Origin of the sequence: Promicromonospora sp. NPDC057488 (assembly GCF_042802395.1) — a bacterium.
In the GTDB taxonomy this organism is placed as follows: domain Bacteria; phylum Actinomycetota; class Actinomycetes; order Actinomycetales; family Cellulomonadaceae; genus Promicromonospora.
Genome location: NZ_JBHVEG010000084.1, coordinates 1 through 26685, shown reverse-complemented (window position 1 = coordinate 26685; position 26685 = coordinate 1). Strand labels below are relative to the sequence as shown.

Below are 26685 nucleotides of genomic sequence, written 5' to 3'. Positions count from 1 at the left end.
CTCCGGCACCAGGCCGGAGAGGGCGACGTCGGTCATGTCGTCTGCCACGAGGCGTGAGCCTACCGGCGACGCCTGGGCTGAGCAGACTGCCCCTGGTGGTGACCCGGGACGAGCTGGGCCGAACCGGACGCGGCGGCGGCCAGCTCGCCCTCGTCCGCGCCCTCGGCCACGAGGCCGGCCCGCAGGTCCATGACCTTCTTGGTGTGCTCGGCGATCTTGGGCTCGCGCTCCCGCAGCGTCACGTCAAGCGGCGTCGCGAAGAAGAGCGACGACAGCGCGCCGGCCGCGATACCGACGAACAGCGACAGCGAGATGTCCTTCAGCGTGCCGGCCCCCAGCAGGAAGCCACCGACGAAGAGGATGCCCGCGACCGGCAGCAGGGCCACCACGGAGGTGTTGATGGACCGGACCAGGGTCTGGTTCACCGCGAGGTTGGCCCGCTCGGCGTAGGTGCTGCGCGTCTGCTCGGTCACCGCGGTGGTGTTCTCGCGCACCTTGTCGAACACGACCATCTTGTCGTACAGCGAGAAGCCGAGGATGGTCAGGAAGCCGATGATCGTCGACGGCGTGACCTCCCAGCCGATGACCGCGTACACGCCGGCCGAGACCAGCACGTCGGTGAGCATCGCCACGATGGCCGCCACGGACATCCGCCAGGCGCGGAAGTAGATCGCCATGAAGACCGCGGCCGCCAGCACGAACGCGACGGTGCCCCACAGGGCCCGCATGCTCACGGACTGGCCCCAGGTCGGGCCGATGAAGTTCGACGTGACCTCGCTGACGTCGACGCCGTAGGCGTCGGCGAGAGCCTGGCCGACCTGGTCGGTCTGCTCGTTGTCGAGCTGCGAGACCTGCACGCGGACGGCGTTGGCGCCGACCTGGCTGACGTGCGGCTCCTCGCCCGGGGCGACGGTGGCCACCGCCTCGATCGCGACGTCCTCGTCCGTGGTGGACGTGCCCGAGACGGTGAACTCCGACCCGCCGCGGAAGTCGATGCCGAGGTTCAGGCCCTGGAGGCCCAGCACCAGGATCGACGCCACGGAGAACAGCGCGACGATCGAGTACCAGAGCCTGCGCCTCTGGACGATCGGGTACGACTTGCGACCCGTGTAGAGGTCGTTACCCCACTGAGCAAAGCCACCCCGCGCCATCAGTGCTTCTCCTCGTTCTGAGCCGGCTGGGTCGTCTCTGCGGACCCCGCGGCAGCCTTGCGCTCGGCGGCACGCCGCTCGGCGATCGTCATCCTGCGGCCGTCGTCGGCGGTGCGCGGGGCGGGGGTCACGGACTGCGCCGTGACCAGCTCACGCTCCGGCACGGGCGCGCCGTCGTCGGGGGCGTCCGACACCTCGGCCGACGGGGCCGAGATCCGGCCGGCGCCCCGGTACCGCGGCGTCACCTCGATCCGGTCGGCGGACAGGCCGGAGGCCTTGTGCCCGTCGCGGAAGAACGGCACCTTGGCGAGCAGCTCCATGACCGGGTGCGTGAACCAGATGACCACCATGACGTCGATGATCGTGGTCAGACCCAGGGTGAACGCGAAGCCGCGCACACCGCCGACGGTCATGAAGTACAGGATGACGGCCGACAGCAGGTTGACCGCCTTGGCGGCGTAGATCGTGCGGCGGGCACGCACCCAGCCGCGCTGCACCGCCAGGCGCAGGGACCTGCCGTCACGTAGCTCGTCCCGGATACGTTCGAAGTACACGATGAACGAGTCGGCGGTGAAGCCGATGGCCACGATCAGACCGGCGACACCCGGCAGGGACAGGCGGTAGCCCATGCCCCAGCTGAGCAGCGCGATCACCACGTAGGTCATGGCGGCGGCCACGACCAGCGAGGCCACGGTGAGCAGGCCGAGCGTGCGGTACTGGAACAGCGAGTACACGACGACCAGGGCCAGGCCGATCAGACCGGCGAACAGACCGCGCTGCAGCTGCTCGGAACCGAGCGTCGCGGAGATCTGGTTCTGCCCGTCGACCTGGAAGGTCAGGGGCAGGGAGCCGAAGTTGAGCTGGTTGGCCAGCGTGGCGGCCGACTGCTGCGTGAACGAGCCCGAGATCTCCGGGCGACCGTCCGTGATGACGACGCCGGGGCTAAGCGAGGGCGCCGAGATGACGAGGCCGTCCAGGGTGATCGCGAACTGGTTGCGCGGGCTCTCGAGCGTGTTCAGTCGCGTCGTCGACTCCCGGAAGAGCTTGGTCCCCTCGCTGTCGAGGTCGAGCTGCACCGCCCACTCGTTCGTGACGGTGCCGTTCGCGCCCGACCGCAGGCCCGAGCTCGCGCTCGAGATCGCGGTGCCGTCCACCTCGACGGGGCCGAGGATGTACTTGGCCGCGCCCGTGGCGTCACACGTCACGAGCGGCAGCTCCGGACGGTCGCCGCCACCACCCTCGAGGTTCTTCGGGTCGGTGCAGTCCAGCTCGTCGAACCGGGCCTGGACCGACGGCGTGATCTGCGCCAGGTCCGAGGGGTCCGTCGCGGCCTCGACCGCCTTCTGCTGCTCGGCGATCTCTTCCTTGGTCAGCTGGCCCGCGGCGGCCGCGTCCTCCTCGGCGTTCGCACCGTCAGCCTGGGCGCCGTCGCCCTCGCCGTCCGCCGAGGCAGACGCCGACGGGCTGGCCGAGGGCTGCACCGTCGGGGTCGGGTTGCCGATCGTCAGGACCGGGCGGAACTTCATCTGCGCGGCCTTCGAGATCAGCGCGACGGTCTCGTCGTCCACCTGACCCGGGATCTCGACCACGATCTGGTTGTCGCCCTGGCTCGAGATCTCGGCCTCGGTGACGCCGTTGGCGTCCACCCGCTGCCGGATCACGCCGATGGCCTCTTCCATGGCCTCGGGGGTGATCTCGGAGCCGTCGGAGGTCACCGCCTTCAGGAGGACCTGGGTGCCGCCCTGGAGGTCGAGGGCCAGACCGGGTGCAAGGCTCGCGCCGTCCGGGTTGTCGCTCGACTTGCCGTCGAGCTGCCAACCTGCCAAGAGGGCGCCGAAGGGCAGCAGGATCGTCAGGATCGTGAGGAGCACGATCGTGCGAACCGGCCGCGAGCGCCGGGTGTCAGTCGCCAACGTCAGTCTCTTCTCGTGTGCGCGCCGGGGTACGTCCGGCGCGGGTAAGGCGCCGCCCGGGGTCGCCGGACGGCGCAGCCGTCACTTGCCGTCTGCGTCGGCGTCCCGTCGCTGCTGCTCCCGGTACTCGCGCTGGGCGGTGTCGAGGCTGGACAGGTCGTCGGGGACGTCGGTCGCGTCGGGGCTGATCGTACTTCCCGTTTCGCTCTTTGCTGTGACGTCGGACTCATCCGCCGTGATGTCGGTGTCCTCGTCGTCGGCGACGGGCTCCTCGACCTTCTTGGAGATGGCGGCGCGGAGCCAGGTGGTCTGGCTGCCCGGGACGGACTCGATGGTCACCTGGTCGGCCGACTCGTCGACGTCGACGACGGTCCCGATCATCCCGGAGGCGGTCATGACCTTGGTGCCGACCGTGAGGGTGTTCCGGAACTCCGCCGCCGCGCGCTGCTGCTTGCGGGTGCGGGAGGACATGAAGAACATCGCCACGAGGAGGATCGCGACGAGAATAAACATTTCCACGGTGAGGTCCCTGTTCGATTGCTGTGTCGGATGTGCTGCGCACGTTCGGTGGCGCAAGTACGACGAGGATCCAACCCAGTGTAGTGCTCGGGCGCGGATCCTCGGGTTCCCCACGGTTGGGGCACCACCTGGACAACGTCAGGGGGCGGTCAAAGTTCCCGGGCCGCCGGTTCCGGGTGGTGTGAGCCCCAGGTGCTCCCAGGCGGCGAGCGTCGCGACGCGGCCCCGCGGGGTGCGGCCGACCAGGCCCTCGCGGACGAGGTAGGGTTCGGCGACGGTCTCGACGGTCTCGGCCTCCTCCCCCACGGTCATCGCGAGGGTGGACAGGCCCACCGGCCCGCCGCCGAACCGCGTGCACAGCGCGGTGAGCACGGCGCGGTCGAGGCGGTCCAGGCCGATCGGGTCGACCTCGTAGACCTCCAGGGCCGACTTGGCGGCGTGCAGGTCGAGCCGGCCGTCGCCGCGCACCTGCGCCCAGTCGCGCACGCGGCGCAGCAGGCGGTTGGCGATGCGGGGCGTGCCGCGGGAGCGGCCGGCGATCTCGTGGGCGGCGGCATGGTCCAGGTGCACGCCGAGCAGCCCGGAGGAGCGCAGGATGACGCGCTCCAGCTCCTGGGGCGAGTAGTAGTCCATGTGCCCGGTGAACCCGAAGCGGTCGCGCAGCGGGGCGGGCAGCAGGCCGGAGCGGGTGGTGGCGCCGACCACGGTGAACCGGGGCAGGGCGAGCGGGATCGCGGAGGCGCCCGCGCCCTTGCCGACCACGACGTCGACCCGGAAGTCCTCCATGGCGACGTACAGCAGCTCCTCGGCGGGGCGCGCCAGGCGGTGGATCTCGTCGATGAACAGCACGTCGCCCTCCTCCAGGGAGGACAGGACGGCGGCGAGGTCGCCCGCGTGCTGGATGGCGGGTCCGCTGGTCAGGCGCAGGTGCGACTCCAGCTCGCCGGAGATGATCATCGCCAGCGTGGTCTTGCCCAGGCCGGGCGGGCCGGACAGGAGCACGTGGTCGGGCGGGTTGCCGCGCGCGATCGCGGCCTGCAGCACCAGGGAGAGCTGGTCGCGCACGACCTGCTGCCCCACGAAGTCGTCGAGCCGCTTGGGCCGCAGGGCGGCCTCGGCGGCGCGCTCGATCTCGTCGGCGCTGGGCGCGACGATCCGTCCCCCGCCCTCCCTCTCGGTGGAGACCTCAGCCACGGTGGCCTCCCAGCAGGCGCAGCGCGGCGCGCAGCGTCGAGGCGACCTCGTCCGCTGCCACGGCGTCGGCGCCCGCCTCGGCGAGCACCTTGGCCACGGCGTCGTCGGCCTGCTTGGCGGGCCAGCCGAGGCCCGCCAGGGCCTCCACGACGCGCTCGGAGTGGTCGGTGGCGCCCGGGGCCGCGGTGGGGGCGGCCTCGGCCACGCCGGTGCCCGACGGCGGGCCCAGCCGGTCACCGAGCTCGAGCACGATGCGCTGCGCGCCCTTGCGGCCGATGCCCGGCACGCGGGTCAGGGCGGCCAGGTCCTCGCCGGCGACGGCGCGGCGCAGGGCGTCGGGGGTGTGCACCGCGAGCATCGCGAGCGCCAGGCGCGGCCCGACGCCGGACACGGTCTGCACCACCTCGAACACGTCGCGCTCGTCGGGCTCGGCGAACCCGTACAGGGTCATCGAGTCCTCGCGGACCACCATGCTCGTGGCGACGCCGGCGCGCTCGCCGACCCGCAGCCCGGCCAGCGTCGTGGGCGTGGCGTGCACCAGGTAGCCGACGCCGCCGACGTCGACCACCGCACGGTCCAGACCTACGTAGGCCACGGTCCCCGTCAGCGAGGCGATCACGGGCTCCCCCTCCTATCGAACGTTCGTGCGAGGAGCCTAACAAGCGAGAGGGGCCCGCCGGGGAGGCACGCCGTCAGCGGCGGGGGCGCTGCTTGGCGGCCTGCTCGGCCGCTGCCCACGCGCGCTGGGCGGGCGTGAGCTCGTGCCGGTCGCCGCCCTGCAGGGCCCCGGCGGGCCGCCACAGGTGGCAGACGGCGAGGGCGAGCGCGTCGGCGGCGTCGGCGGGCCGCGGTGCCTCGTCGAGGTCGAGGATGCGGGTGATCATCGTCGTCACCTGCGCCTTGTCGGCGCGGCCCGAACCGGTCACCGCCGCCTTGACCTCCGACGGCGTGTGGAGCGCGACGGGGACGCCGCGGCGGGCCGCGCCCAGCATGGCCAGGCCCGCCGCCTGGGCGGTCCCCATCACCGTGCCGACGTTGTGCTGCGCGAAGACCCGCTCGACGGCCACGACGTCGGGGACGTGCTCGTCGAGCCACGCGTCGAGCCCCTCCGCGATCTTGAGCAGCCGCAGGTCGGTCGACAGGTCCGGCTCCGAGCGGATCACCCCGACCGCGACCATCCTGGCCCGCCGTCCGGGCAGCGAGTCGACGACGCCCACGCCGCACCTGGTCAGACCGGGATCAACACCGAGAACGCGCACGAAGAAACCCTCTCACGTGCGGGTTCCTTCCCTGCGCGGACGCGGCCGGGGGTGGGTGCTACTCCTCCTCGTCGAGCGCCGCCATGACCTCGTCGCTCGCGTCGAAGTTGGCGTAGACGTTCTGCACGTCGTCGCTGTCCTCCAGCGCGTCGATGAGGCGCATGATCTTGCGGGCGCCCTCGACGTCCACCTCCACCTGCATGGACGGGTGGAAGATCACGTCGGCCGAGTCGTACTCGATGCCGGCCTCCTGGATGGCCGTACGCACGGACACCAGGTCGGTCGCCTCGGTGAGGACCTCGACGACCTCGCCCTGGTCGGTGACGTCCTCGGCGCCGGCGTCGAGCGCGGCGAGCATGACCTCGTCCTCGCCCACGCCGTCGGCCTTCGGCACCACGATCAGGCCCTTGCGGGAGAACAGGTACGACACCGAGCCCGGGTCGGCGAGGTTGCCGCCGTTGCGGGAGAACGCCAGGCGCACCTCGGAGGCCGCGCGGTTCTTGTTGTCGGTGAGGCACTCGACCAGGACGGCGATGCCGTTCGTGCCGTAGCCCTCGTACATGATCGTCTGGTAGTCGACGGCGTCGGCGCCCTCGCCCGAACCACGCTTCAGCGCGCGGTCGATGTTGTCGTTGGGGACCGACGACTTCTTCGCCTTCTGGACCGCGTCGAACAGCGTCGGGTTACCGGCGAGATCGCCGCCACCCGTCCGCGCCGCGACCTCGATGTTCTTGATCAGCTTCGCGAAGAGCTTGCCGCGCTTGGCGTCGATCGCGGCCTTCTTGTGCTTGGTCGTGGCCCACTTGGAGTGACCTGACATGCCTCTACCTGACTCCTTGCTTTTTGACGGCTCTTATCAATTGCTGTGGAACGGCGGCGAGGGTGCCGCTCAGCCGCCCGCGACCATGCTGACGAACAGCCCGTGCACGCGCGCGTCCCCCGTGATCTCGGGGTGGAAGGCGGTGGCGAGCAGCGACCCCTGCCGTGCTGCGACAATCCTACCGGCGGCCGCCACAGGACGGCCTTGCGTATCCACAGCCGGGATGCGGGACAGCACCTCGACCTGGGGCCCGGCCTCCTCGATCCAGGGGGCGCGGATGAACGCGGTCCGCACCGGCCCGCCGTCGACGTCGGAGATCCCCGCGAAGTCGAGGTCGGTCTCGAACGAGTCGACCTGCCGCCCGAAGGCGTTGCGCCGCACGACCACGTCCATGCCGCCGACGGTCTGCTGGTCGGCGGTCCCGTCCAGGATGCGGTCGGCGAGCAGGATCATCCCCGCGCACGAGCCGTACACCGGCAGGCCCTCCTTGATCCGGGCCTGCAGCAGGTCGCGCAGCTCGAAGATGCGCAGCAGCTTGTCGATGGTCGTCGACTCCCCGCCGGGCAGGACGAGCCCGTCCACGGCCGCCAGCTCCGCCGGCCGGCGTACGGTGACGCCGCGCGCGCCTACGGACTCGAGGGCTGCCAGGTGCTCTCGGACGTCTCCCTGCAGGGCCAGGACGCCGATGGTCGGATCGCTCACAACCGTTCATTCTACGGCGGCGGCCGACCGACCTGGGACGTCGTCGACTGTGCCCAGCAGGAAAAACAGGGGCAGACGGACGACCCGCGCCCCGTCGGCCCGCTCCTCTACGGCATCAGATCAGCCCAGTCAGCCGGGAATCCCATGTCGGCGAGCGTCACCACACCGTCCGAAGGGAAGCCGGAGAGCAGGCTCACCAGCTCGGCCTTCCAGGCGCCGTCCATGGAGACCTTGTCCATCAGGAAGCACAGCACCATCAGCGCTGGATAGAACCGGGCGCGATCACGGTGCTCAAGCCCGGCAAGATGCTTGAGTCCCTTGATTCCCTGGAGCGCCGAGACACGCACCGTGTCCGTGAAGTGCCGGTTCCAGAGCCGCGCATGGTGAGCACAGGTGTTCCGGGCGATGTTCAGGGTTCTCAGCCAGTTGGCGAGGACCGCCCCGTCGCCGGCACCGGTCCGATCGACGACGTCGAGCTGGCGAGCGATCTCGTCACGGTCGCGCCTCTTGAGTCCCTGGAAGAGCACCGAGAGTGCGCCGAAGTCCACGACCTCCAGAGCCGCCCAGATCGGCAGATCGCCGCCGTACTTCCGGCCGTAGTGCGCCACGTACTCCTCGGACGAGCGGGCCTGGTGCGCTCGAAGCTTGGCCACCCAGCTCGCGTGCCTCGACGGCCGGCCCTGACCGGACGCGGAGAAGCGCGCCTCGAGCTGCCGGGGATCGAGGTGTGCGAACGGCCCACGACGACCCAGGGCATCGGTCACCTTCACGCGGATCGCCACCTCGACCCGCTCGACGGCGTCCATCGTCAGAAGCTTGAGCCGACGATCGAACTCGTACACGCGGAGCACCTGGTTCAGGTCGGTGCCCGGGCCGACGTCGGCGGTGCGCACAGGGCGGCCATGAAGGGACGAAGAGGCCTGGTCGATGGCGCGGTAGGGGTACCAGTAGCCACTGAGGCGGTGATAGCCGATCTGGCCCAGTGCGAACACGCACGACGCGTCGTCGAGCCGCATGCCGCGTCGTCTCAGCAATGCTTCCTGCTGAGGGATCGACAGGTGTGGCTTCAGGTACTGGGACATGGCGCTTCCTCGAGGTGTGCGGCCGGTTGAGGCCATGAGCAGTCGCAGGGACCTGGAAGATCCCGCTCACTGGCTCCCGAGGATAGGAGCGCCTCCGCAAATCCTCTAGGCGAAAGCGTGATAGCCGAGCATGAAGACAAATGAAGACCGGCCCGTGATCGCTGGGCGATCAGAGGAGCCGGTCGTGTTGCTTGAATCCTACGGGGGGCTCGGGCCCGACGCAACGCGCCTGCGGCCCGGGCAGCCTCAGTCGTCGAACTGTTCGCCCAGGTGCCGCACCTGGCCGTCCCACCCGGCCACGAGGTGGTCGACGACGTCGGGCAGCTCCGGCGGGAACACTTCCAGCGGCTGCGCGCGGAGCTGCGCCGCCGTGAGCCAGCCCATCTCGTCGAGCAGCTCGCGCTCGGCGTCGGTCCAGCCGTCGGCGGTCACCTCGACCGCGTCCGGGATGCGCGCGAGGTAGAACACCTCGTGCTGCCGGCACGTCTCGGCGAAGAAGTCGAAGATGCCCGTGCGGGTGAGCACCGGTCCCACCAGGTCGCCCGCGGCGAGCTGGATGCCCACCTCCTCGCGGGTCTCGCGCAGCGCCGCCTGCACGGGCGTCTCCCCCGCGTCGATGCCGCCGCCCACCGTGAACCACCAGGACCGTTCCGGCTGGTTGACGTCGTGCCCGCGCATCACGAGCACCCGGCCGGCGTCGTCCATCAGGATGACGCGGGCCGCCGAGCGCTCGCGGACGCCGTCCGGCCCCGGCACCCAGTCGTCCCCGAGGGACGTAGTGCCGGGCCCGACCTCCGGCGGCACGGCGGGCCGGTGCTGGTCGGCGGTCTCCGGCGGGAACCCGGTCATGCGGCCTCCTGGTGCTGGGGCGTGCTGGGACGTGCTGGGCGTTCGGACCGGACGTCCGTGGCGGACCGGCCGGTGCCCACAAACTACCTCCCGCACCCGTCAGCGCAGCGCCGTCACGACCTGGCGCCGCAGGAGGTCCAGCCGGATCTCCCGCGCCCGGGTCATGTGCGCGGACGCGAGCGCCCGGGCCGCGGCCGCGTCCCGCCGGCGGACGGCGTCGATGAGCGCCGCGTGCTCGTCGAGCGCCTCCGCCCAGCGTCCCGGCACCGACAGCGTGGAGTGCGGCGTGCGGACCAGGTGCACGGTGAGGCGGCGCAGGATGTCCTGCAGCACGGGGTTGTGGGTCGCCGTCCAGATCGCCTCGTGGAACTCGATGTTGGTCAGCGCCCGCGCGGCGTCGTCGGGGTCCGTCAGCGAGCGGTCCCGCTCCAGCAGGGACTCGAGGCGCAGGAGGTCGGCCTCGGTGCGGCTCTCGGCCGCCTCGGCGGCCGTCTCGCCCTCCAGCAGGATCCGGACGTTGTAGATCTGGATCACCTCGTCCGCCTCGACCGCGCGCACCACGAGCCCCCGGGACGACGACGTCAGCAGCCGGTCGTGCTCGAGCCGGCTCAGCGCCTCCCGCACGGGCGTGCGCGAGACGCCGAACCGCTCGGCCACCGCCACCTCGCGCACGGGGTCGCCGGGCCGGAGGGTCCCGTCCTGGATGTCGGCGCGCAGGCCGTCGTAGATCGCCGAGGCGTCCACCTTGCCGCGCTGCTCCTTGGCCACCGCCGTTCCTCCCGCTCTGCTCGACGAACTGCCCTGCCGACACCCACGACGCCCCGGCTCAGGCGAGCCGGCCCGCCCGCCGCCCGAAGACGGCGCCCGACACGAGGCCGGTGCCACCCGGGTAGTTCCCGCTGAACAGGCCGCCGAGCATCTCACCGCACACGAACAGCCCGTCGATCGGTGCACCCGATTCTCTCAGGACGCGCCCGTCCGTGTCGGCCCGGAGACCGCCGAAGGTGAAGGTGATCCCGCAGGTCACAGGGAACGCATAGTACGGGGCCGTCTCCAGCGGGACCGACCAGTTGCTCTTCGGCGGCTCGACGTCCGCGCGGCGCCCGTCCTTGACGGCCGCGTCGAAGGGCACCGACCGGTCGATGCCGGCGTTGAACCCGGCCACGGTCGCGGCCAGGGCCGCCTCGTCGATGCCGAGCACGACGGCCAGCTTCTCGACGCTGTCGGCGGTCACCACGGTGGTGCCGGCGGCGTCGTACTCCTCCGCCCGCAGCATCGGCCGCGTGGTCGCGTCGAAGATCTGGTAGGCGAGCCCGCCGGGCTGGGCGAGGATCCGCGCGCCGTACTTCGCGTAGGTGTAGTTGCGGTAGTCGGCACCCTCGTCGAGGAACCGCCGGCCCTCCCGGTTGACGACGACGCCGAGCGGGTACCCGCCGCGCGTGAGCTGGTTGGTCACGGCGCGGTCGCCCACGTCGTCGGCGCCCGCGTCCCAGGCCACGGAGTGGCACGTCGACCAGTCGCCGTAGGCCTGGGCGCCGATCGCGAGCGCCGCGCGCAGCATGTCGCCGGTGTTCAGCGGGGTGCCGCGGACCTTGGCCCGCTGCCAGCCCTCACCGAGGTGCTCGCGCCGCATGTCGGCGTCGGCCTCGAAGCCGCCCGCCGCGAGGATGACGGACTCGGCGCGCAGCTCGGCGGGCGCGCCGTCGGCGTCCGTGTAGCGCAGACCGACGACGCGGTCGCCGTCGGTCACGAGGCCGGTGGCGGCGCAGCCGTAGCGCACCTCGACGCCGGCCGCGGCCGCCGCCGCCTCGTGCTGCTCGACGAGCCCCTTGCCGCCGCCCGTGCTGCCGATGGCGAGGCCGCCCCAGAACACGTAGCGGCCCGCGTCGTCCCCGCGCTCGCTGAGGTAGGCCTGCCGCTCGTACATGAGGCGGAAGCGCAGGCCGTGGCCCTTGAGCCAGCGCATCGTGTCCTCGCTGTCGTCGACGAGCCGAGCGGTGAGGTCGGGGTCGTTGGCGCCGCCGGTCACGCGGGCCATGTCGGACAGGTAGTCCTCGCGCGTGTAGGGCGGCAGCGTCGAGGCGTCGAGCCGCTCGTCGTCGTCCACGAGGTCCCGCACGGAGGCGACGTCGCCGTGCGTCACCCGCATCGCCCCGGCGGTGTAGAAGGAGTTGCCGCCGTGCTCGCCGCGGACGCCCTTCTCCAGCAGGAGCACCCGCCGTCCCCGCTCGGCCGCGGACAGCGCCGCGCTGTGCCCCGCGTTGCCTCCGCCGACCACGACGACGTCGTACGAATCCATCTGCTCCGGCATGCGTGCTCCTCGCACTCTGAGGGCGGCCTTGCGCCCACCCACGGTTGTGCTCGGCAGAATACGTCTGTATACAAAGGCATGCAAGGTTGTGATCATCGTCGTTCCCGACCATGGAGAAGGTCTCTCATGCCCGCACCACCCGCACCGGACGAGGAGCGCGCAGCGCCGTCCGAGCCGCGTCCCCGCCGCTCCCGCGGCCCCCTCCCGTACGTCGCCGCCGCCGTCCTGGCCGCGGTGCTCGTGACCGTCACCGCCCTGCGCGGCGGCACGTCCGACGTCGCCGACGAGGCGCTGGGCGACCAGCAGCTCAAGATCATGGCGCCCGCTGACCCCGGCGGCGGCTGGGACCAGACCTCCCGCGCGATGCAGGCGGCGCTGAAGGAGCTGGCCGGCCGCACCGAGGTCTACAACGTCGGCGGCGCGGGCGGCACGATCGGGCTGAGCCAGTTCGCCCAGCTCGACGGCCAGAGCCACCAGCTGATGACCACCGGGCTGATCATGGTCGGCGCCGTCGCCGCCAACGGCTCGGCCAACACGCTCGACGACGTCACTCCCCTGGCCCGGCTCACCACGGACAGCCAGGTGATCGTGGTCCCCGCGGCCTCCGACATCGAGACGATGGCGGACCTGGCCGACCGGATGCGCGACCGGCTCCCGTCCGTCTCGTTCGCCGGCGGTTCGGCCGGCGGCACCGAGCAGATCCTCGCGGGGCTCGTCGCCAAGGACCTCGGCCTGGACCCCGGCGACGTCAACTACATCGCGCACTCCGGGGGTGGCGAGGCCGTCGCGACGCTGCTGTCCGGCAGCGCCGTCGCGGGAATCTCCGGGATCTCCGAGATCAAGGCGCAGATCGACGCCGGGCAGATGCGGCCCCTGGCGGTCTCCAGCGCCGAGCGGGTGGAGCTGCTGCCCGACGTGCCGACGCTGCGCGAGTCCGGCATCGACGTCGAGCTCACGAACTGGCGCGGCGTCGTCGCGCCGGCAGGCATCACCACCGAGCAGGAACAGGCACTGGAGGACCTCGTGATGGCCATGACCGAGACCGACGAGTGGCAGGCCACCGTCGAGCGCGAGGGCTGGGGCGACGTCGCCCTGGCCGGCCCCGAGTTCGAGGAGTTCCTCGACGACGAGATCGTGCGCACCACGCAGATCATCGACGAGCTCGGCCTGAGCGGTGCCCGATGACGGGCGGCACCGACCAGCGCGGCACCGATCAGCGGCGCACCGCCCTGGCGACCGTCATCCTCGGCGGGCTCATGGTCGTGCTCGGCCTCGTCGTCCTCGTGCAGGCGCTGCGGCTCGACAACGGCGGCCACGCGATCGGCCCGGCCACGATGCCGTGGGTGATCAGCGCGCTGCTCGTCGTCGTCGGCGGGCTGCTGGCGTTCCGCGCGGCGCGCGACCTCGGCGCCTGGCGCACCCACCCGCAGACCTCGCCGCAGGACTGGAAGCGCGTCGGCGTGCTCCTGGCCGTGCTGGTCGCGTTCGCGGTCGTTACCCCCTACCTGGGCTACGTCGTCTCGGCCACCCTGCTCTTCGGCACCGTCGCCGTCGTCCTCGGGGCACCGGCGCGGCTCCGCTCGTACGCCTACGGCTGGTGCGTGGCGGTGGTCGTGTTCCTCGTCTTCGACGTGGTCATCGGCATCTCGCTGCCCGCCGGCCCGTGGGGCTTCTAGGAAAGGCCGGACATGGACTCCTTCAACCTGCTGCTGGACGGCTTCGCCGCCGCGGCCACCCCCGCCAACCTGCTGTGGGCCCTGCTCGGCGTCACGATCGGCACCGCCGTCGGCGTGCTGCCCGGGATCGGGCCCGCCCTCACGGTGGCGCTGCTGCTGCCGCTGACCTTCCGGCTCGAACCGACCGGCGCGCTCATCCTGTTCGCCGGCGTCTACTACGGCGGCATGTACGGCGGCTCGACGTCGGCCATCCTGCTGAACACGCCCGGTGAGTCGGCCTCCATGGTCGCGGCCATGGAGGGCAACAAGATGGCGAAGGCCGGGCGGGCGGCGTCGGCCCTCGCGACGGCGGCCATCGGGTCGTTCGTCGCCGGGACCATCGCGACCGTGCTGCTGACGTTCGTGGCCCAGCCCTTCGCGGACCTCGCGGTGAGCTTCACGCCCGCCGACTACGTGGCGATGATGGCCATCGCGTTCGTCACCGTCGCGAGCCTGCTCGGCTCCTCGCCGCTGAAGGGCTTCGCCTCCCTGGTCATCGGCCTGACGATCGGCCTGGTCGGGATCGAGTCGCAGAGCGGGCAGGCCCGCCTGACGTTCGGGCTGCCGAGCCTGCTCGACGGCATCGACGTCGTCGTGGTGGTGATCGCGCTGTTCGCCATCGGCGAGGTCTTCTCGCACGCGCTGCGCGGCGGGGGCGGCGGCACCGTCACACCCCTGAAGGGACGCGCGGTGATGACCCGGCAGGACTGGCGGCGGTCGTGGCCGGCCTGGCTGCGTGGCACCGCCTTCGGGTTCCCGATCGGCGCGCTGCCGGCGGGCGGGGCCGAGATCCCGACGTTCCTGTCCTACGCCACGGAGAAGAACCTCTCGAAGCACAAGGACGAGTTCGGCCACGGGGCCATCGAGGGCGTCGCGGGACCGGAGGCGGCCAACAACGCCGCGGCCGCCGGCGTGCTGGTGCCGCTGCTCACCATCGGGCTGCCCACCTCCGCCACGGCGGCGGTGATCCTCACGGCGTTCCAGGCCTACGGGCTGCAGCCCGGCCCGCAGCTCTTCAGCGAGTCGGGGCCGCTGGTCTACGCGCTGCTGGCGTCGCTGTTCATCGGCAACCTGATGCTGCTCGTGCTGAACCTGCCGCTCGCGCGGGTCTGGGCCAAGATGCTGCAGATCCCGGCCTACGGCATCTACGCGGGCATCCTCGTCTTCGCCACGCTCGGCGCGCTCGCCTCAGGCGGCGGACTGGCGGACCTGCTGCTGCTCTACGTCATCGGGGCGCTGGGCGTGCTGATGGCGATGGCCGACGTGCCCGTCGCGCCGGCGATCGTCGGGCTCATCCTGGGGCCGCTGTTCGAGAAGCAGCTCCAGCGGGCGCTGCTCATCTCCGAGGGGGATGCGGGGGTGCTGTTCGAGAGCACGCTGAGCGTCGTGCTGTGGGTCGTGGCCGCGCTCGGGCTGGTGGTGCCGGTCGTGATCGGGCGGCTGAAGAAGCGGGCCACGGCCGCGTGAGGTGCCGCCGTGCGGGTCGCCTCGGGGCGGCCCGCACGGCGGTCACGGGCTAGGCGACGGCGTCACAGCGCCAGCGCGACGTCGACCGCCTCCTCGGCGGCACACGGGTGGTCAGGAACGACCCCGACGCCCTCCCAGTTGGTTCCGGTGACGGCGTGGACCGACCGCGCGATCGGCACGTGGAGCTGCAGGTGGGTGGTGAGGTCGAACGCCTCCCGGGGATGAGCCCCGCCCACCGTCGTCTCGCCGACGACGACCGCCCGGCCGAGCGCCTGCAGGTCGTAGGCGAGCTCCTCGCCGCCGCTGAACGTCCGGCTGCTCGTGAGGACGACGACCGGCACGTCGGGCAGCCTCGGCGCGACCGCCGGTGTGGTGTACGACGGCTCGACGGTGCCGTCGCGGTGGACGAGGTCCAGGAGGTGCACCGGCTCGTCGCCGAGCAGATGGCTCACCAGCAGTGCCACGGACTCGGGCACGCCACCGACGCAGCCGCGCAGGTCGATCACGAGCCGACGCACGCCCTCCAGCAGCGTGAACGCCGCCGACGCGCCCGGGCGCACGTACTCCGGCGGAAGGATCAGCGGGCCGATCGTCAGCAGGCCCACGTTGCCCTCCAGGCGACGCACCTCGCTGATCGCGGGTCCGCTCTCCCGGGCCAGGGCGGCGAAGTAGGCGCGCACCTCGTCCTCGTCCTGCTCGGGCGGCACACCCTCCGGGTAGTGCCGGACCCGCAGGTGCCGGTCGCCGTTGACCGACTGGAGGACGGTCGTGACGGCCTCGGCGAACGCGGGCTCGTCGGCGGCTTCGACGGGGAGCCCGTCGAGGGCGTCGAGCACGTCGGCGATGCCCGCCGCCACGTCGGGAAACACATAGTGGGTTCTCACGAGGTCCTGGACCTGGGCGATCAGCATGCGCGCAGTCAACCGAAGCGCCTGACGGAGCGTCAACGGGGTTTCCGCGGGTGCCGCGACCACCGCTACCCCGGTCGGTTCACCGCCGCGGGTTCGCACGCTTGGTCGGCGCCGCCGTCAGCGGGTCCTCCGGCCACGGGTGCCGTGGGTAGCGGGCGCGCATGTCGGCCCGGACCTGCGGGTAGCCCTGCTTCCAGAACGAGGCGAGGTCGCTCGTGATGGCGACCGGGCGGCGGGCGGGCGACAGCAGGTGCAGCACGACGGGGACCCGACCGTCCGCGACCACCGGGGTGGTGGTCCAGCCGAAGACCTCCTGCAGCTTCACCGCGAGGACCGGCGGCTCGACGCCGTCGTACGCGAGCCGGACGTCGGAGCCGGACGGGACCTGGAGCCGTTCCGGCGCGAGCTCGTCCAGCCGGGCTGCCGCGGGCCAGGGCAGCAGCCGCCGCAGGGCTGAGGCCACGTCGATGCGGGCGAGGTCGCGCGCGCCGCGCACCGAGGCGAGCTCGGTGCCCAGCCAGTCGTCGAGGCCGGCCAGCAGCGCCTCGTCGTCGACGTCGGGCCACGGGGCGCCGAGGTGGGCGTGGCAGAACGCCATCCGTCCCCGCAGGGCGACCGCGGCCTCCGACCAGCGCAGCACGGACAGGCCGCTGCGCCGGAGGCCGTCGCGGACGGCCGCCTGGACCAGCAGCGGGTCGGGCCTCGTCAGCGGGACGTCGCCCAGCACGATCGCGCCGAGCGTCTCGACGCGCCGCGTCACGATCCGGCCGTCGTCCCAGCGGATCTGGTCGGTGGTCGTGACGAGCTCGCCCGCCACGTCCCGCGCGGTGGCCTCGTCGATCGGCGCCGCGGACCGGATCCGGGCGTCGGCGCGGCCGGGCGCCCGGTCGGCGACCGCGATCGCGAGCCAGGTCGTGGTCCGCAGCGGCGACTGCGCGTCGAGCGCCGCGCCCGTACCACCGGACATCTGGTACGTCACCGCGTCGGTCCCCCGGACCCGTGCGATCCGGTCCGGGTACGCCAGGCCCACCACGATCCCGGCCGCGAGATCGTCCGGCAGCCCGGGCATGCCCCGGTCGGCCGAAGCCGGAACGCCCCGGCCGAGCCGCTTCGTCTCCTCCCGCCAGCGGGCCGTGGCACCGCGGTCGTCGCCGCGGCGCAGGGCCCGCCAGCGGGCCGGCAGGTCGTCGCCGGAGCCGCGGCCGGAGTCGTCCGAGAGCAGCGCGACGACCTCGCGTGCCCGGTCGGCGCCGACCCGAGGAGCGCCGTCCAGCAGGGCACGGGCCAGGCGAGGATGCGCCCCGATCGCGGCCATCCGCCGGCCCCGCTCCGTGATCCGGCCGGCCTCGTCGGTGGCCTCGATGCGGTGCAGCAGCTCGGTGGCCGCGGTCATCGCGACCACCGGAGGCGCCTCGAGCAGGGTCAGGCCGGCACCGCCGGGCGCGCCCCACGCCGCCAGGTCGAGAGCGAAGCCGGCCAGGTCGGCGGTCGCGATCTCGGGCGCCGCATGGTCGTCGAGCCGGCCGTGGTCGGTGGCGGACCAGCAGCGGTACACCCGCCCCGGCGCCTCGCGCCCGGCGCGCCCCGCACGCTGGTCGGCCGACGACCGCGAGACCCGGCAGGTGACCAGCGCGCCGAGGCCACGCGACTGGTCGGTCCGCGGCTCCCGGGCGAGCCCGGCGTCGACCACGACCCGGACGCCGGGCACGGTCAGCGAGCTCTCCGCGACCGACGTCGTCACCACGATCCGGCGGGTGGCGGACGGCGCCAGCGCGCGGTCCTGCTCGGCCCGGGACTGCCGGCCGAACAGCGGCAGCACGTTCTGGTCGGCCAGCCGCCGGGTCACCCCGTTGATCTCGCCCTCGCCGGGGACGAACACGAGGACGTCGCCCTCGTTCTCCGCCAGGGCCCGCCGGACGACGGCGGCGACGTGGTCCAGCAGGCGCGGGTCCACCCGCCCGCCCGGGAGCAGCGGTGTGGCGACCGGCGGCGGGGCCCACTCGACCGCGACGTCGAACTGCGCGGCGGACGCGGTGACCACGGGCGCCGGGGCGTCCGTGCCCAGCGCGCGGCTCAGCCGGACCGTTTCCGCCGTCGCCGAGGTCGCGACGATCGCCAGGTCCTCCCGGAGGTTCGCGCGGACGTCGATCGCGAGCGCCAGCAGCAGGTCGGCGTCGAGGTGCCGCTCGTGGCACTCGTCGATCACGATGGCGGAGACGCCCGGCAGCTCCGGGTCCTGCTGCAGGCGCCGCACGAGGAGCCCCGTCGTCACGACCTCGACGCGCAGGCCCTTGCCGCCGCTGCGCTCACCGCGCATCGCGTAGCCGATTCGCTGGCCGAGCGGTTCGCCGACGAGCGTCGCGAGCCGGGTCGCGGCCGCGCGGGTCGCCATCCTGCGCGGCTCGGCGACGATGACCGTGCCGCCGAGCGCGTCGGCCAGCGCGAGCGGCAGCAGCGACGTCTTCCCCGACCCGGGCGGCGCGACCAGCACGGAGGTGCCGCGCGACCGCACGGCGTCGACCGTGGCGGGCAGGACCGCCCGGACGGGCAGGTCCGCCCCGGGCACCGAGGGTTCAGGCAGCAGCACGCCCCGACGGTAACCGACTGTCGCCGCCGAACCCGCACCCGACGCGAGCCGCTGGTCCAGGAGGCCTGACCGTCAACTTTCCTGTCCCGACGTCCGCCGCTCTGCTAGACACGTCCACGACGCTCCGTGGAGACCATGAGGAGACGGATGAACCAGCGCTCGCTACCCAACATGGATTTCTCCGCCTACGTGGACCTGGGCAGGTTCCCCCGACCGGGACGGCTACGAGTGCTCGACCAGCTGGCTCGGCTCCAGATCGAACGCGCACGGGTCAGCCGCGCGGTGGAGCGCGGACAGCGGGTCGCGGCGCGTGTCGTCGGACGCGGCACGATCGGGATCAACCAGAACATGGCCCTCGAGGTGCCGTCCTGGCGGACGCTCGAGTCGATCCGCAGCTGGGGCACCGTGGGCCAGCTCGCCGTGAGCCTCCCGAACAACACGGTCGCGATGGAGAACGGACTTCGCATGACCAGCGTCTGGCACTACGACGGGCTGGACCCGGAGGCGCGGCTGATGCTGTCCGCCGAGGACCCGGCGGCGTACTTCTTCGGCTTCGCACCGGTGCAGATGAAGATCATCAACAACGCGGAGGCGTTCCTCGACGGACCGACGATCCGCGGCGAGCCGACCGTGATCGCGGTGCGGGACGCGGCCTGCCTGGATGCCGCCCGTGGTTACTGGGCGGCGGTGCGCGGCACGACGTATCCGTGCGCCGCCGACGCCCCGACGGTCGACGGCTTGTCGGAACGCCAGCGGCGCGTCGTCACGCTCATGCTCACGTGCCAGTCGGACGAGCAGATCGCCCTGCGGCTCGGGCTGAGCGTCAGGACGGTGCGGACCGAGGTCGCGGCGGTCCTCGACCTGCTCGACGCGCCGACGCGGTTCGTGGCAGGGGTACGGCTGCGGGAGCACCTGAGCGCCGCCACCTGAACGGCCGCTCCGCGGTCAGCTACGCGGGCAGATGTACACCGAGTTCGTGGTGACCCAGTCTGCGCCCACGGAGCCGGACCGCAGCCACTGCACGTAAGCCTGCGCCCGGACGAGCTTGCGCGCAGAGGAGCCGCACGACCACGAGTTGGTGCGCTCGACGTCCTGCTCGGCGGCCCAGGCGTCGGCGGGGAACTCGTCCCGGAGGTTCAACCAGGTGCCGTTGTACCGGTACTGGAGGCGGACCTCGACGACCTGCACGCTGTAGTTGTTACCGCCGGCCCTGTCGGCCACCCTGGCGTGGGCGTTGAAGACCCCGGCGGAAGACATCTCAACGTTGGCGCAGCGGAGGATCTGGTCGCCGGTGTTGTCCCCCTCGCAGTTGTTCGCGATCTGCTCGGCCGCCACCGCCGGAGGGGCGACGAGCACGGCCATTCCCAGTGCGGCGCCAAGTACTGCGGTCAGAATGCGCTTGGTCTGTCGGTTTTTTCGCATGGCCGCAGTAGATACCCGGGGCGGAGAGCAGGTTGCAGGTACCTGCAGACCTCCCGCGCACGGCGGAACTCTCGGTGGCGCACCCTGCAACAATGCGTTCTCGTGAACCATCTGCTGGACCTCGGGTCCCGGAAGTTCTGGCGACTGGTCGGCAGGCCCGTCGACCTCGACGGCGAGCACTCCTGGCTGCGCGCCCCGGTGAGCCGCTCCTCCACGGTCGCGGACAGCTGGCTCGCCGCGGAGGCCGCGCACCACGGCGGCTCGGTCGACGCCGAGGTCGCGAGCACCGGCCCTTCAGCGGACCCGGCCCCCGGCCTGCTCCCGGCGATGACGCGCCTCGACGGTCCCGGGTTCGACGCCGCCCGCCTGGACCCGCGGATCCGCGACTTCTACGAGCACACCGCCGCCTGGCACATGGAGGTGTGGAGCGGGTGGTCGCCGGTGTTCTGGCCGGCCGGTGAGCTGGTCGCCCGGCTGTTCGCCCGCCGGGTGGAGCAGCTGTCCCTGCCGATGCGCCCCCTCGACGTCGCGCACGGGATGGACAGCCGGATCCGCGTGATCCGTGACCGGGACGGCGAGCAGGTGGGCGCCGCGTGGCTGCGGACGCTCCGGCCGTCGGGCCGCTACGTGTTCAGCGGCTGCTACTCGGCGCGCCGGCTACCCGGCGCGGCGGGGCCGAGCGTCCACGTCGCGTTCCCGCTCGAGTCCGGCAACGTCCAGGTGTTCCTGCGCCCGGCCGTCGGCGCCGACGGCGGGCTCGTCCTGGAGTCGCCCCCGGGACGGTTCGGGCAGGACGGCGCGTACGTCACCGTCCACGACGGCGGCCGGGACTTCGCGGCCCGCGTGCCGCTCCACGAGGCCTTCCACCTGTACCGGGACCCGTACGGTGTGCTCCGGACCGACCACGAGCTGCGGATGTGGCGCACCTGGATGATGCGTCTGCACTACAAGATGGAGCGCGCCCGATGATGCACACCTTCCACCTCGCCGAGTTGCCCGCCGGGGTTACGGCACGCGCACTGCTGCGGCCGCCGTCGGGCACCACCACGCCCGGGCTGGACCACGCCGAGTGCCTGGCCCTCATGCGCCTGGGGGCGCCCGTCGTCTCCCCGGACCGGCTGCAGCTGCGGCGGATGGCCGTGTTCGCGCAGTGGCGCGACGAGGACGCCGTCGACCGGTTCCTGTCCGACGACGCCCTGGGGCGCCACCTGGCGACCGGCTGGCACGTCCGGCTGGAGTACCTGCGCCGCTGGTCCCGGCTGGCGGCGCTGCCCGACCTGCCCGCCCGGGCCGGGGCCTGGGACCGGGACGAACCCGCGGTGGCGGTGACCGTGGCACGGATGCGGCTGCCCGAGGTGCCCCGGTTCCTGCACTGGGGCCGCCCGGTCGAACGTCAGGTGCGCGACCACCCCGCCACAACGCTCGCCCTGGCCGCGATCCGGCCGCCGCGCACCATCTCCACGTTCTCCGTGTGGCGCACGGTGCGCGAGATGGAGGAGATGGTGCACGGCCGCACCGAACCGGCGGACCGGCGGCACGCGGACGCCATGGTCGAACGGCGGCGCCGGGACTTCCACCGCGAGTTCGCGACGTTCCGGTTCCGCCCGCTGTCGGAGCACGGCGCCTGGGAGGGGCGAACGGGGATCGTCCCGCCGCGCTGACCCGGCCCCAGGTCGCCGGTGATCCGATCAGGCGGCGGCGACCCGCGGCAGCAACGTCTCGGTGAACTGCCAGATCAGGGACGAGTCGTGCGTGTGGAAGGCCGCCCCCGAGTAGAAGGTGCGGTTGCGGCCCTGGAGCGTGCCGAGGCGGCGGTAGAAGCCCGCGCCGACGGCGGCGGCCGGCACCGTCAGCTCGAACGGGGTGTGGCTGGCGAAGGTGGCGAAGTCGGGATCCGTGGTCGGCACGGTGCCGGCCTCACGCAGACGGCGGACGCTCGCCCGGATCTCGGCCTGCACCGCCCGGTCCGACAGCGCGGTGGGGCTGCCGAACTTGACGTTGTGCAGGCCGGGGAGGCCGGTCGGGGAGATGACGTAGACGCCCGGGAGCTGGGGCGTGTTGTACGGGGTGTCTAGGCCGACGTTGCGCACCGACAGGTTGTCGGGGAGGCCCGAGTCGCGCAGCACGCCGGTGTAGTAGGCGCTGTGGCGGAACTGGCCGAAGAGGTTGCGCTCCAGGCCGTCGAGGTCGAACCCGCCCAGGTTGCCGAGCAGGGGCGGGATCGTCACCAGGACCTTTCGCGCGCGGATCGTCCGCCGTCCGGCGGGCGTGTCGACGCGGACGACGGCGTGCCGTGCGCCGTCCCGGTCGGTGGAGACGACGCGGCTGTTCAGCAGCACGTCGTCGCCCAGCTCGGCGCGCGCCTTCTCGTAGAGCTCGCTGTTGTCCCGGCGCGCGGTGGTGAGGAAGCCGGTCTGGAGGTTGCGCAGGATGTCCGAGCCGAAGTTCTTCATCACGTACAGGGTGGGCTGGCGCAGCAGGTCACCGAGGCCCTGGCCGAACTGGACGACCGTCGGCACCACGTCGTCGAGACCGTACCGGCGCACGAACTCGCCGAACGGCAGGAGCAGGTCCGCGGGCACAGGGTCGGGCAGCTCGAAGCCGTGCTCCAGGTACGGGAACCTGGCGAGCTGCTCGCCGTACAGGGCCAGCGCCGCGCCGGGGTTCGGCGGCGTGTAGCCCGGGACCTCGCTGCCCGTGCGGTAGTCGGCGTAGACGGTCTCCCCGGCGCTGAACGACGCCTTCTGCAGCGGGATGTCGAAGCGCTCGAACCACTGCCGCACCAGGGGCTGGTCGTGCCAGACGACGACGCCGATGTCGACGTTGCCGCCCGTGGCGGGGTCGGTGTACGTCTGCGTGTGCCCGCCGAGCCGCCCGTTGCGCTCGACCACGACGACGCTCTGCCCCAGCTCCCTCAGGCGGATCGCCGCGTACGTCCCGGCCGCGCCGCCGCCGATCACGGCGACGTCGCGCACGATGTCGCCCGCGCCGCGCTGTTCCGCGCCGGCGGCGGGGCTCGCCGCCGCGGACCCGAGCGCCACCGCTCCGGCACCCGTTCCGATCAGTCTCAGCAGCTCTTTGCGGCTCAGGTTCATGGCGTGTTCCTCTCGAAGGGCAGCACGGGATCGCGACAGGTGTCGAGCGCGTGGATGTTCGTCACATCGGGGGTGCCGATTTGTCGCAAACGTCCCGTGCACCCTAGCAACGGGTGGTACCCCGGCACAGGGCGCCGGATATCCTTCGGCAGTGCCAACGAAAGCGGGGATCGACCCGGACGAGCTCGCCACCACCCTTCGCGTGCTGAGCCAGCTCCATGACCTCGAGCCCGACCACCCCGACGTCAAGACGGTCAAGCAGGCGACCGGCTACATGTGGAAGCTGCTCAAGAAGTCCCGCAAGGCCGCGGTCCGCGAGGAGATCCAGGCGCACGACCGGAGCATCATCGAGAAGACGGCGACCGGTTCGGCGGCGCGGATCGACGACGAGACCGCGGGCATCCCGCTGGTCTCCTCCGCGCCCGGGGCGTTCGCCGGGGAGCTGCGCACCGCCCGCGGCTGCTACATCTGCAAGACGGACTACACCCTGGTCGACTCGTTCTACCACTGGCTGTGCCCGGACTGCGCCGCGAAGAGCCACACGCGCCGCGACCAGCGCACGGACCTGACCGGCCGCCGCGCCCTGCTCACCGGGGGCCGGGCGAAGATCGGCATGTACATCGCGCTGCGCCTGCTGCGCGACGGCGCCCACCTCACCATCACCACCCGCTTCCCGAAGGACGCGGTGCGCCGCTTCTCGGCGATGCCCGACGCCGCCGACTGGCTGCACCGACTCAAGATCGTCGGCATCGACCTGCGCGACCCCACCCAGGTGATCGCGCTGGCCGACGACGTCGCCGCGGCGGGCCCGCTCGACATCCTGGTCAACAACGCCTGCCAGACGGTCCGCCGGTCCCCGGGCGCCTACTCGCAGCTCGTGACGGGTGAGTCGGCGCCGGTCGCGCCGCTCCCCTACGGCCTCCAGGCGCCGGAGATGGTCACGTTCGACCACGTCTCCGAGGCGCACCCCGCGGCGATCGCGGGCGCGCTGGCCGCCCTGTCGGTCGCCCACCACGAAGGGCAGTCGCAGGACGACGCCGTCGCGACGCACACCGCGGCGTCCCTGACCGCGCTGGCCCTGCGGGCGGGCTCGGCCTCCCTGGACGCCCACCTGGCCGGCACCGCCGTCGACGCCGGCGGGCTGCTCCCCGACGTGCAGAAGAACAACTCGTGGACCCAGGTCGTGGACGAGGTCGACCCGCTGGAGCTCCTGGAGGTCCAGCTCTGCAACGCGATCGCGCCGTTCCTGCTCATCTCCCGGCTGCGGCCGGCGATGCGGGCCGCGACGGCCACGTCGCGACGCGGGTACGTCGTCAACGTCTCGGCGATGGAGGGGCAGTTCTCCCGCCGGTACAAGGGCGCGGGACACCCGCACACCAACATGGCCAAGGCCGCCCTGAACATGCTGACCCGGACCTCGGCCGGGGAGATGTTCGAGAAGGACCGGGTCCTGATGACCGCGGTGGACACCGGGTGGATCACGGACGAGCGCCCGCACCAGGAGAAGCTGCGGATCGCGGCCGAGGGCTGGCACGCTCCCCTCGACCTGGTCGACGGCGCCGCCCGCGTCTACGACCCGATCGTCCAGGGCGAGGCCGGGACCGACCTGTACGGCTGCTTCCTCAAGGACTACGAGCCGTCGCCCTGGTAGGAACGTAGCCGCGACCTCGCAGGCCCGTCAGTCCGCCCGGTCCGTTGCCGTGACCTGCTCGGCGGGCTCCGGTGCGCGCCGGACGAGCCGGTAGCCGAGCAGTCCGAGCCAGGCCAGCAGGGCGACCACCGCCACCACCAGGTACTCGATGAGCGGGACGCGCACGATCTCGCTCAGGTCGGCCAGCGAACGGCTGTAGTACACCGCGAAGGCGCTGGCCAGGTACAGCGCCGCCAGCACCCAGCGGGTGCGCGCGGACAGGCCGAGCCCGTGCATCTGGGTGATGACGAAGACGCCGAGGAAGCCGAACAGGAACATCGGCCACATCCCGTCCGGGCCGGAGTTCATCACCGCGACCAGGGTGCCGTGCACGACCACGACCAGCTCCAGGGTCAGCGTCCACCAGCGGTTGGTGTGCGTGCGGGTGAAGAAGAGGCTTCCCTGCAGCAGGAGCAGGAACATGTAGACGAAGCCGATCAGGTGACCGCTCGTGCTCTCCATCGGGTGGTACCAGAACGTGTACACCGCGGCCCAGCTGAACAGGTAGCCGTGGTACTTCCGGAAGAACCGCACGATCTCCTTCGAGATCGGGGCGGGACGGCCGAAGAACATGCCACGCCGCCGGTTCTCCATGATCAGGACGACGATCAGCAGCGCGATCACCGAGCCCTGCGAGGTGAAGATCGAGACGTCCTGGGCGATCCCGTCGTAGAACACCTGGGTCTGCACCTCGTGCAGCACGATGAAGGCGAGGTTCCCGACCAGGGCGACGACGTTGATCGGGTGCAGCCCGTTGACGTAGCGCCGGACGTGCCGCTGCGCGTAGTAGATGAGGGCCCAGAAGAACAGCTGGTGGGCGATGTACCCGGTCCACGCGCTCGCCCTGGTCCAGAACGTGGGCTCGGGCAGCTTCCAGTAGTACCAGGAGGCGCCCTGGTCCGGCAGCAGCTCGACGTCGAGCCACTGCCCGCCCAGCCAGACACCGCCCGTGAGCAGCAGACATACCGGAATTCCCCAGCCGAGCACGCTACGTGGACTGTTCAGCATGCCGCCGATCACCCGGCGGGCACTGCGGCGGTGGAGCCGGCGTGCACCGGTCGCCGGGACGGTCGGACCCGTAGGGCTGTCGGGATGAGATTGCTTGGGCGCGCCAAACGTGGAAGGCATGGATCAACTCCGCATGTCCAGTAAGTAATACGGCCACCGTACCATTGTGGAGTAGCATGACATGATGACGCTGCCCGCAGAGATGAAGGGGGCGACCTTGATTCACCTGCTCCGGAACCTCCACGACGCCCTGGGCGCGGCGACCGCTGCACTAGCTCATCGCTTGCAGCTGAGCGCCACGGACGCCGCGGCCGTCGAGCACATCTCACTGTCTGACAAGCCGGTGGGCCCCGGGGAGCTCGCGGCCAGACTGGCCATCACACGTTCCTCCGCCACTGAGGTCGTCGACCGCCTCGTCTCGGCTGGACACGTCGAACGCGTGCGTGACGAGGCCGATCGCCGCCGATTCCGCTTGGAACCGACCGAGTCCGCCCGCACCCGAGTGCGTGAGGAGCTCGGGCCGCTGGTGGAGGTGATCGCTGCCGCCGCCGAACCGTTCTCGCCTGCCGAGCACGAAGTCATCGAGAAATATCTCAACGCGGTAACCAGCGCGTACTACGCGTATGCAGAGGCGTCGGACTCGGCGGCGCAGAGACCACATGGGCGGTCTTGACTGCGATGGGAACGCTTGGATCGAACCGGCCTCCAACTGCGGGCGGCAGCGCGCCGCGCTCTCGCTATCCGAGCCGCTGAGCACCGAAGCTGCTCAAGAAGTCCCGCAAGGCCGCGGTCCGCGAGGAGATCCAGGCGCACGACCGGAGCATCGTCGAGAAGACGGCGACCGGTTCGCCGGCACGGATCGACGACGAGACCGCCGGCATCCCGCTGGTCTCCTCCGCGCCCGGGGCGTTCGCCGGGGAACTGCGCGCCGCCCGCGGCTGGTACCCGCCGGCGACACCAGAAAAGGCGGACGCCGGGGAGCCCTCGCTC

The 26685-nt window shown here is 72.1% G+C and carries 26 protein-coding genes; 8 read left to right on the top strand and 18 right to left on the bottom strand.

The features are described from left to right. Positions 1-59 precede the first annotated feature (59 nt). The 12 genes from secF to tcuA all read right to left on the bottom strand — a co-directional run bounded on the left by secF (position 60) and on the right by tcuA (position 11800). A complete protein-coding gene (gene secF, locus ACFU5G_RS17510) occupies positions 60-1151 on the bottom strand; it encodes a protein translocase subunit SecF (protein ID WP_377247302.1) in 1092 nt (363 codons plus the stop codon). Further along, the gene (secD, locus tag ACFU5G_RS17505; RefSeq protein ID WP_377247299.1) at positions 1151-3064 is read right to left on the bottom strand and encodes a protein translocase subunit SecD; all 1914 of its coding nucleotides are present in this window, start codon (positions 3062-3064) and stop codon (positions 1151-1153) included. The genes secF and secD overlap by 1 nt, the downstream gene beginning before the upstream one ends. Positions 3065-3145: 81 nt before the next feature. After that, entirely contained in the window at positions 3146-3577 is a 432-nt protein-coding gene (yajC, locus tag ACFU5G_RS17500) for a preprotein translocase subunit YajC (protein ID WP_377247305.1), read from the bottom strand. 144 nt (positions 3578-3721) lie between these two features. Then, positions 3722-4777 (bottom strand): Holliday junction branch migration DNA helicase RuvB, encoded by a 1056-nt coding sequence (gene ruvB / locus ACFU5G_RS17495; protein WP_377247296.1) that lies wholly within the window; start codon positions 4775-4777, stop codon positions 3722-3724. After that, a complete protein-coding gene (ruvA, locus tag ACFU5G_RS17490) occupies positions 4770-5396 on the bottom strand; it encodes a Holliday junction branch migration protein RuvA (protein ID WP_377247293.1) in 627 nt (208 codons plus the stop codon). Before ruvA ends, ruvB begins: the two co-directional genes overlap by 8 nt. 73 nt (positions 5397-5469) lie before the next feature. Beyond that, positions 5470-6036, bottom strand: a complete 567-nt coding sequence (ruvC, locus tag ACFU5G_RS17485; protein ID WP_377247290.1) for a crossover junction endodeoxyribonuclease RuvC — start codon at positions 6034-6036, stop codon at positions 5470-5472. Between the two features lie 58 nt (positions 6037-6094). Continuing rightward, a complete protein-coding gene (locus ACFU5G_RS17480; protein ID WP_020014659.1) occupies positions 6095-6856 on the bottom strand; it encodes a YebC/PmpR family DNA-binding transcriptional regulator in 762 nt (253 codons plus the stop codon). A gap of 69 nt (positions 6857-6925) precedes the next feature. Next, positions 6926-7558 carry a pyridoxal 5'-phosphate synthase glutaminase subunit PdxT gene (gene pdxT, locus ACFU5G_RS17475; protein WP_377247287.1) on the bottom strand — a complete coding sequence of 211 codons (633 nt, stop codon included), beginning with the start codon at positions 7556-7558 and terminating at the stop codon, positions 6926-6928. A gap of 107 nt (positions 7559-7665) precedes the next feature. Continuing rightward, positions 7666-8640, bottom strand: coding sequence for an Abi family protein (locus tag ACFU5G_RS17470; protein ID WP_377247284.1), 975 nt, complete (start codon positions 8638-8640; stop codon positions 7666-7668). 246 nt (positions 8641-8886) lie between these two features. Beyond that, entirely contained in the window at positions 8887-9489 is a 603-nt protein-coding gene (locus ACFU5G_RS17465; protein WP_377247281.1) for an NUDIX hydrolase, read from the bottom strand. A gap of 99 nt (positions 9490-9588) precedes the next feature. After that, positions 9589-10257: a GntR family transcriptional regulator gene (locus ACFU5G_RS17460; protein WP_377247278.1), complete on the bottom strand. Its 669-nt coding sequence runs from the start codon at positions 10255-10257 to the stop codon at positions 9589-9591. Between the two features lie 58 nt (positions 10258-10315). Continuing rightward, entirely contained in the window at positions 10316-11800 is a 1485-nt protein-coding gene (gene tcuA, locus ACFU5G_RS17455; RefSeq protein WP_377247275.1) for an FAD-dependent tricarballylate dehydrogenase TcuA, read from the bottom strand. Between the two features lie 126 nt (positions 11801-11926). On the opposite strand from tcuA, the gene ACFU5G_RS17450 reads away from it, so the two are divergent. From ACFU5G_RS17450 to ACFU5G_RS17440, 3 genes are read left to right on the top strand one after another with little or no spacing between them, the layout of a single operon-like run. Continuing rightward, positions 11927-12985, top strand: coding sequence for a Bug family tripartite tricarboxylate transporter substrate binding protein (locus ACFU5G_RS17450; protein ID WP_377247272.1), 1059 nt, complete (start codon positions 11927-11929; stop codon positions 12983-12985). Next, positions 12982-13476, top strand: coding sequence for a tripartite tricarboxylate transporter TctB family protein (locus ACFU5G_RS17445; protein ID WP_377247269.1), 495 nt, complete (start codon positions 12982-12984; stop codon positions 13474-13476). The genes ACFU5G_RS17450 and ACFU5G_RS17445 overlap by 4 nt, the downstream gene beginning before the upstream one ends. A 12-nt stretch (positions 13477-13488) precedes the next feature. Then, on the top strand, positions 13489-14982 hold the full coding sequence (locus tag ACFU5G_RS17440) for a tripartite tricarboxylate transporter permease (RefSeq protein ID WP_377247266.1): 1494 nt from the start codon (positions 13489-13491) through the stop codon (positions 14980-14982). A 62-nt stretch (positions 14983-15044) separates the two neighbouring features. On the opposite strand, the gene ACFU5G_RS17435 is transcribed toward ACFU5G_RS17440, so the two are convergent. Both ACFU5G_RS17435 and hrpB read right to left on the bottom strand, forming a co-directional pair. Then, positions 15045-15956, bottom strand: a complete 912-nt coding sequence (locus ACFU5G_RS17435) for a S41 family peptidase (protein WP_377247263.1) — start codon at positions 15954-15956, stop codon at positions 15045-15047. Between the two features lie 16 nt (positions 15957-15972). Then, positions 15973-18480 (bottom strand): ATP-dependent helicase HrpB, encoded by a 2508-nt coding sequence (gene hrpB, locus ACFU5G_RS17430; protein WP_377247260.1) that lies wholly within the window; start codon positions 18478-18480, stop codon positions 15973-15975. A 147-nt stretch (positions 18481-18627) separates the two neighbouring features. Between hrpB and ACFU5G_RS17425 the strand changes: the two genes are divergently transcribed. Next, positions 18628-19410 carry a sigma factor-like helix-turn-helix DNA-binding protein gene (locus ACFU5G_RS17425; protein WP_377247257.1) on the top strand — a complete coding sequence of 261 codons (783 nt, stop codon included), beginning with the start codon at positions 18628-18630 and terminating at the stop codon, positions 19408-19410. A 15-nt stretch (positions 19411-19425) separates the two neighbouring features. Here the strand turns inward: ACFU5G_RS17425 and ACFU5G_RS17420 are convergent, their stop codons facing one another. Then, the gene (locus ACFU5G_RS17420) at positions 19426-19836 is read right to left on the bottom strand and encodes a hypothetical protein (protein ID WP_377247254.1); all 411 of its coding nucleotides are present in this window, start codon (positions 19834-19836) and stop codon (positions 19426-19428) included. Positions 19837-20004: 168 nt separating this feature from the next. On the opposite strand from ACFU5G_RS17420, the gene ACFU5G_RS17415 reads away from it, so the two are divergent. Together ACFU5G_RS17415 and ACFU5G_RS17410 are read left to right on the top strand one after the other, a co-directional pair. After that, positions 20005-20871 carry a hypothetical protein gene (locus ACFU5G_RS17415; protein WP_377247251.1) on the top strand — a complete coding sequence of 289 codons (867 nt, stop codon included), beginning with the start codon at positions 20005-20007 and terminating at the stop codon, positions 20869-20871. Next, positions 20868-21563 carry a hypothetical protein gene (locus ACFU5G_RS17410; protein WP_377247249.1) on the top strand — a complete coding sequence of 232 codons (696 nt, stop codon included), beginning with the start codon at positions 20868-20870 and terminating at the stop codon, positions 21561-21563. The genes ACFU5G_RS17415 and ACFU5G_RS17410 overlap by 4 nt, the downstream gene beginning before the upstream one ends. Before the next feature lie 27 nt (positions 21564-21590). Here ACFU5G_RS17410 and ACFU5G_RS17405 read toward each other — a convergent pair whose 3' ends face one another. After that, on the bottom strand, positions 21591-22997 hold the full coding sequence (locus ACFU5G_RS17405) for an FAD-dependent oxidoreductase (protein ID WP_377247246.1): 1407 nt from the start codon (positions 22995-22997) through the stop codon (positions 21591-21593). A gap of 151 nt (positions 22998-23148) precedes the next feature. Between ACFU5G_RS17405 and ACFU5G_RS17400 the strand changes: the two genes are divergently transcribed. Beyond that, positions 23149-24648 (top strand): SDR family NAD(P)-dependent oxidoreductase, encoded by a 1500-nt coding sequence (locus ACFU5G_RS17400; RefSeq protein ID WP_377247243.1) that lies wholly within the window; start codon positions 23149-23151, stop codon positions 24646-24648. A gap of 27 nt (positions 24649-24675) precedes the next feature. Here the strand turns inward: ACFU5G_RS17400 and ACFU5G_RS17395 are convergent, their stop codons facing one another. Next, entirely contained in the window at positions 24676-25695 is a 1020-nt protein-coding gene (locus tag ACFU5G_RS17395) for a hypothetical protein (RefSeq protein WP_377247240.1), read from the bottom strand. Positions 25696-25879: 184 nt separating this feature from the next. On the opposite strand from ACFU5G_RS17395, the gene ACFU5G_RS17390 reads away from it, so the two are divergent. After that, positions 25880-26368 carry a MarR family winged helix-turn-helix transcriptional regulator gene (locus ACFU5G_RS17390; protein WP_377247237.1) on the top strand — a complete coding sequence of 163 codons (489 nt, stop codon included), beginning with the start codon at positions 25880-25882 and terminating at the stop codon, positions 26366-26368. A 64-nt stretch (positions 26369-26432) separates the two neighbouring features. Here the strand turns inward: ACFU5G_RS17390 and ACFU5G_RS17385 are convergent. Further along, the coding region (locus ACFU5G_RS17385; protein WP_377247234.1) for a hypothetical protein at positions 26433-26685 on the bottom strand (253 nt) is incomplete at its 5' end.

Coding starts and splice junctions, on each gene's coding strand:
- ACFU5G_RS17470 (WP_377247284.1), bottom strand. CDS start 8,640: ATGTCCCAGTACCTGAAGCCACACCTGTCGATCCCTCAGCAGGAAGCA.
- ACFU5G_RS17480 (WP_020014659.1), bottom strand. CDS start 6,856: ATGTCAGGTCACTCCAAGTGGGCCACGACCAAGCACAAGAAGGCCGCG.
- ACFU5G_RS17405 (WP_377247246.1), bottom strand. CDS start 22,997: ATGAACCTGAGCCGCAAAGAGCTGCTGAGACTGATCGGAACGGGTGCC.
- ACFU5G_RS17450 (WP_377247272.1), top strand. CDS start 11,927: ATGCCCGCACCACCCGCACCGGACGAGGAGCGCGCAGCGCCGTCCGAG.
- secF (WP_377247302.1), bottom strand. CDS start 1,151: ATGGCGCGGGGTGGCTTTGCTCAGTGGGGTAACGACCTCTACACGGGT.
- tcuA (WP_377247275.1), bottom strand. CDS start 11,800: ATGCCGGAGCAGATGGATTCGTACGACGTCGTCGTGGTCGGCGGAGGC.
- ACFU5G_RS17410 (WP_377247249.1), top strand. CDS start 20,868: ATGATGCACACCTTCCACCTCGCCGAGTTGCCCGCCGGGGTTACGGCA.
- ACFU5G_RS17390 (WP_377247237.1), top strand. CDS start 25,880: ATGACGCTGCCCGCAGAGATGAAGGGGGCGACCTTGATTCACCTGCTC.
- ACFU5G_RS17465 (WP_377247281.1), bottom strand. CDS start 9,489: ATGACCGGGTTCCCGCCGGAGACCGCCGACCAGCACCGGCCCGCCGTG.
- yajC (WP_377247305.1), bottom strand. CDS start 3,577: ATGTTTATTCTCGTCGCGATCCTCCTCGTGGCGATGTTCTTCATGTCC.
- ACFU5G_RS17425 (WP_377247257.1), top strand. CDS start 18,628: ATGAACCAGCGCTCGCTACCCAACATGGATTTCTCCGCCTACGTGGAC.
- ACFU5G_RS17445 (WP_377247269.1), top strand. CDS start 12,982: ATGACGGGCGGCACCGACCAGCGCGGCACCGATCAGCGGCGCACCGCC.
- ACFU5G_RS17440 (WP_377247266.1), top strand. CDS start 13,489: ATGGACTCCTTCAACCTGCTGCTGGACGGCTTCGCCGCCGCGGCCACC.
- ACFU5G_RS17395 (WP_377247240.1), bottom strand. CDS start 25,695: ATGCTGAACAGTCCACGTAGCGTGCTCGGCTGGGGAATTCCGGTATGT.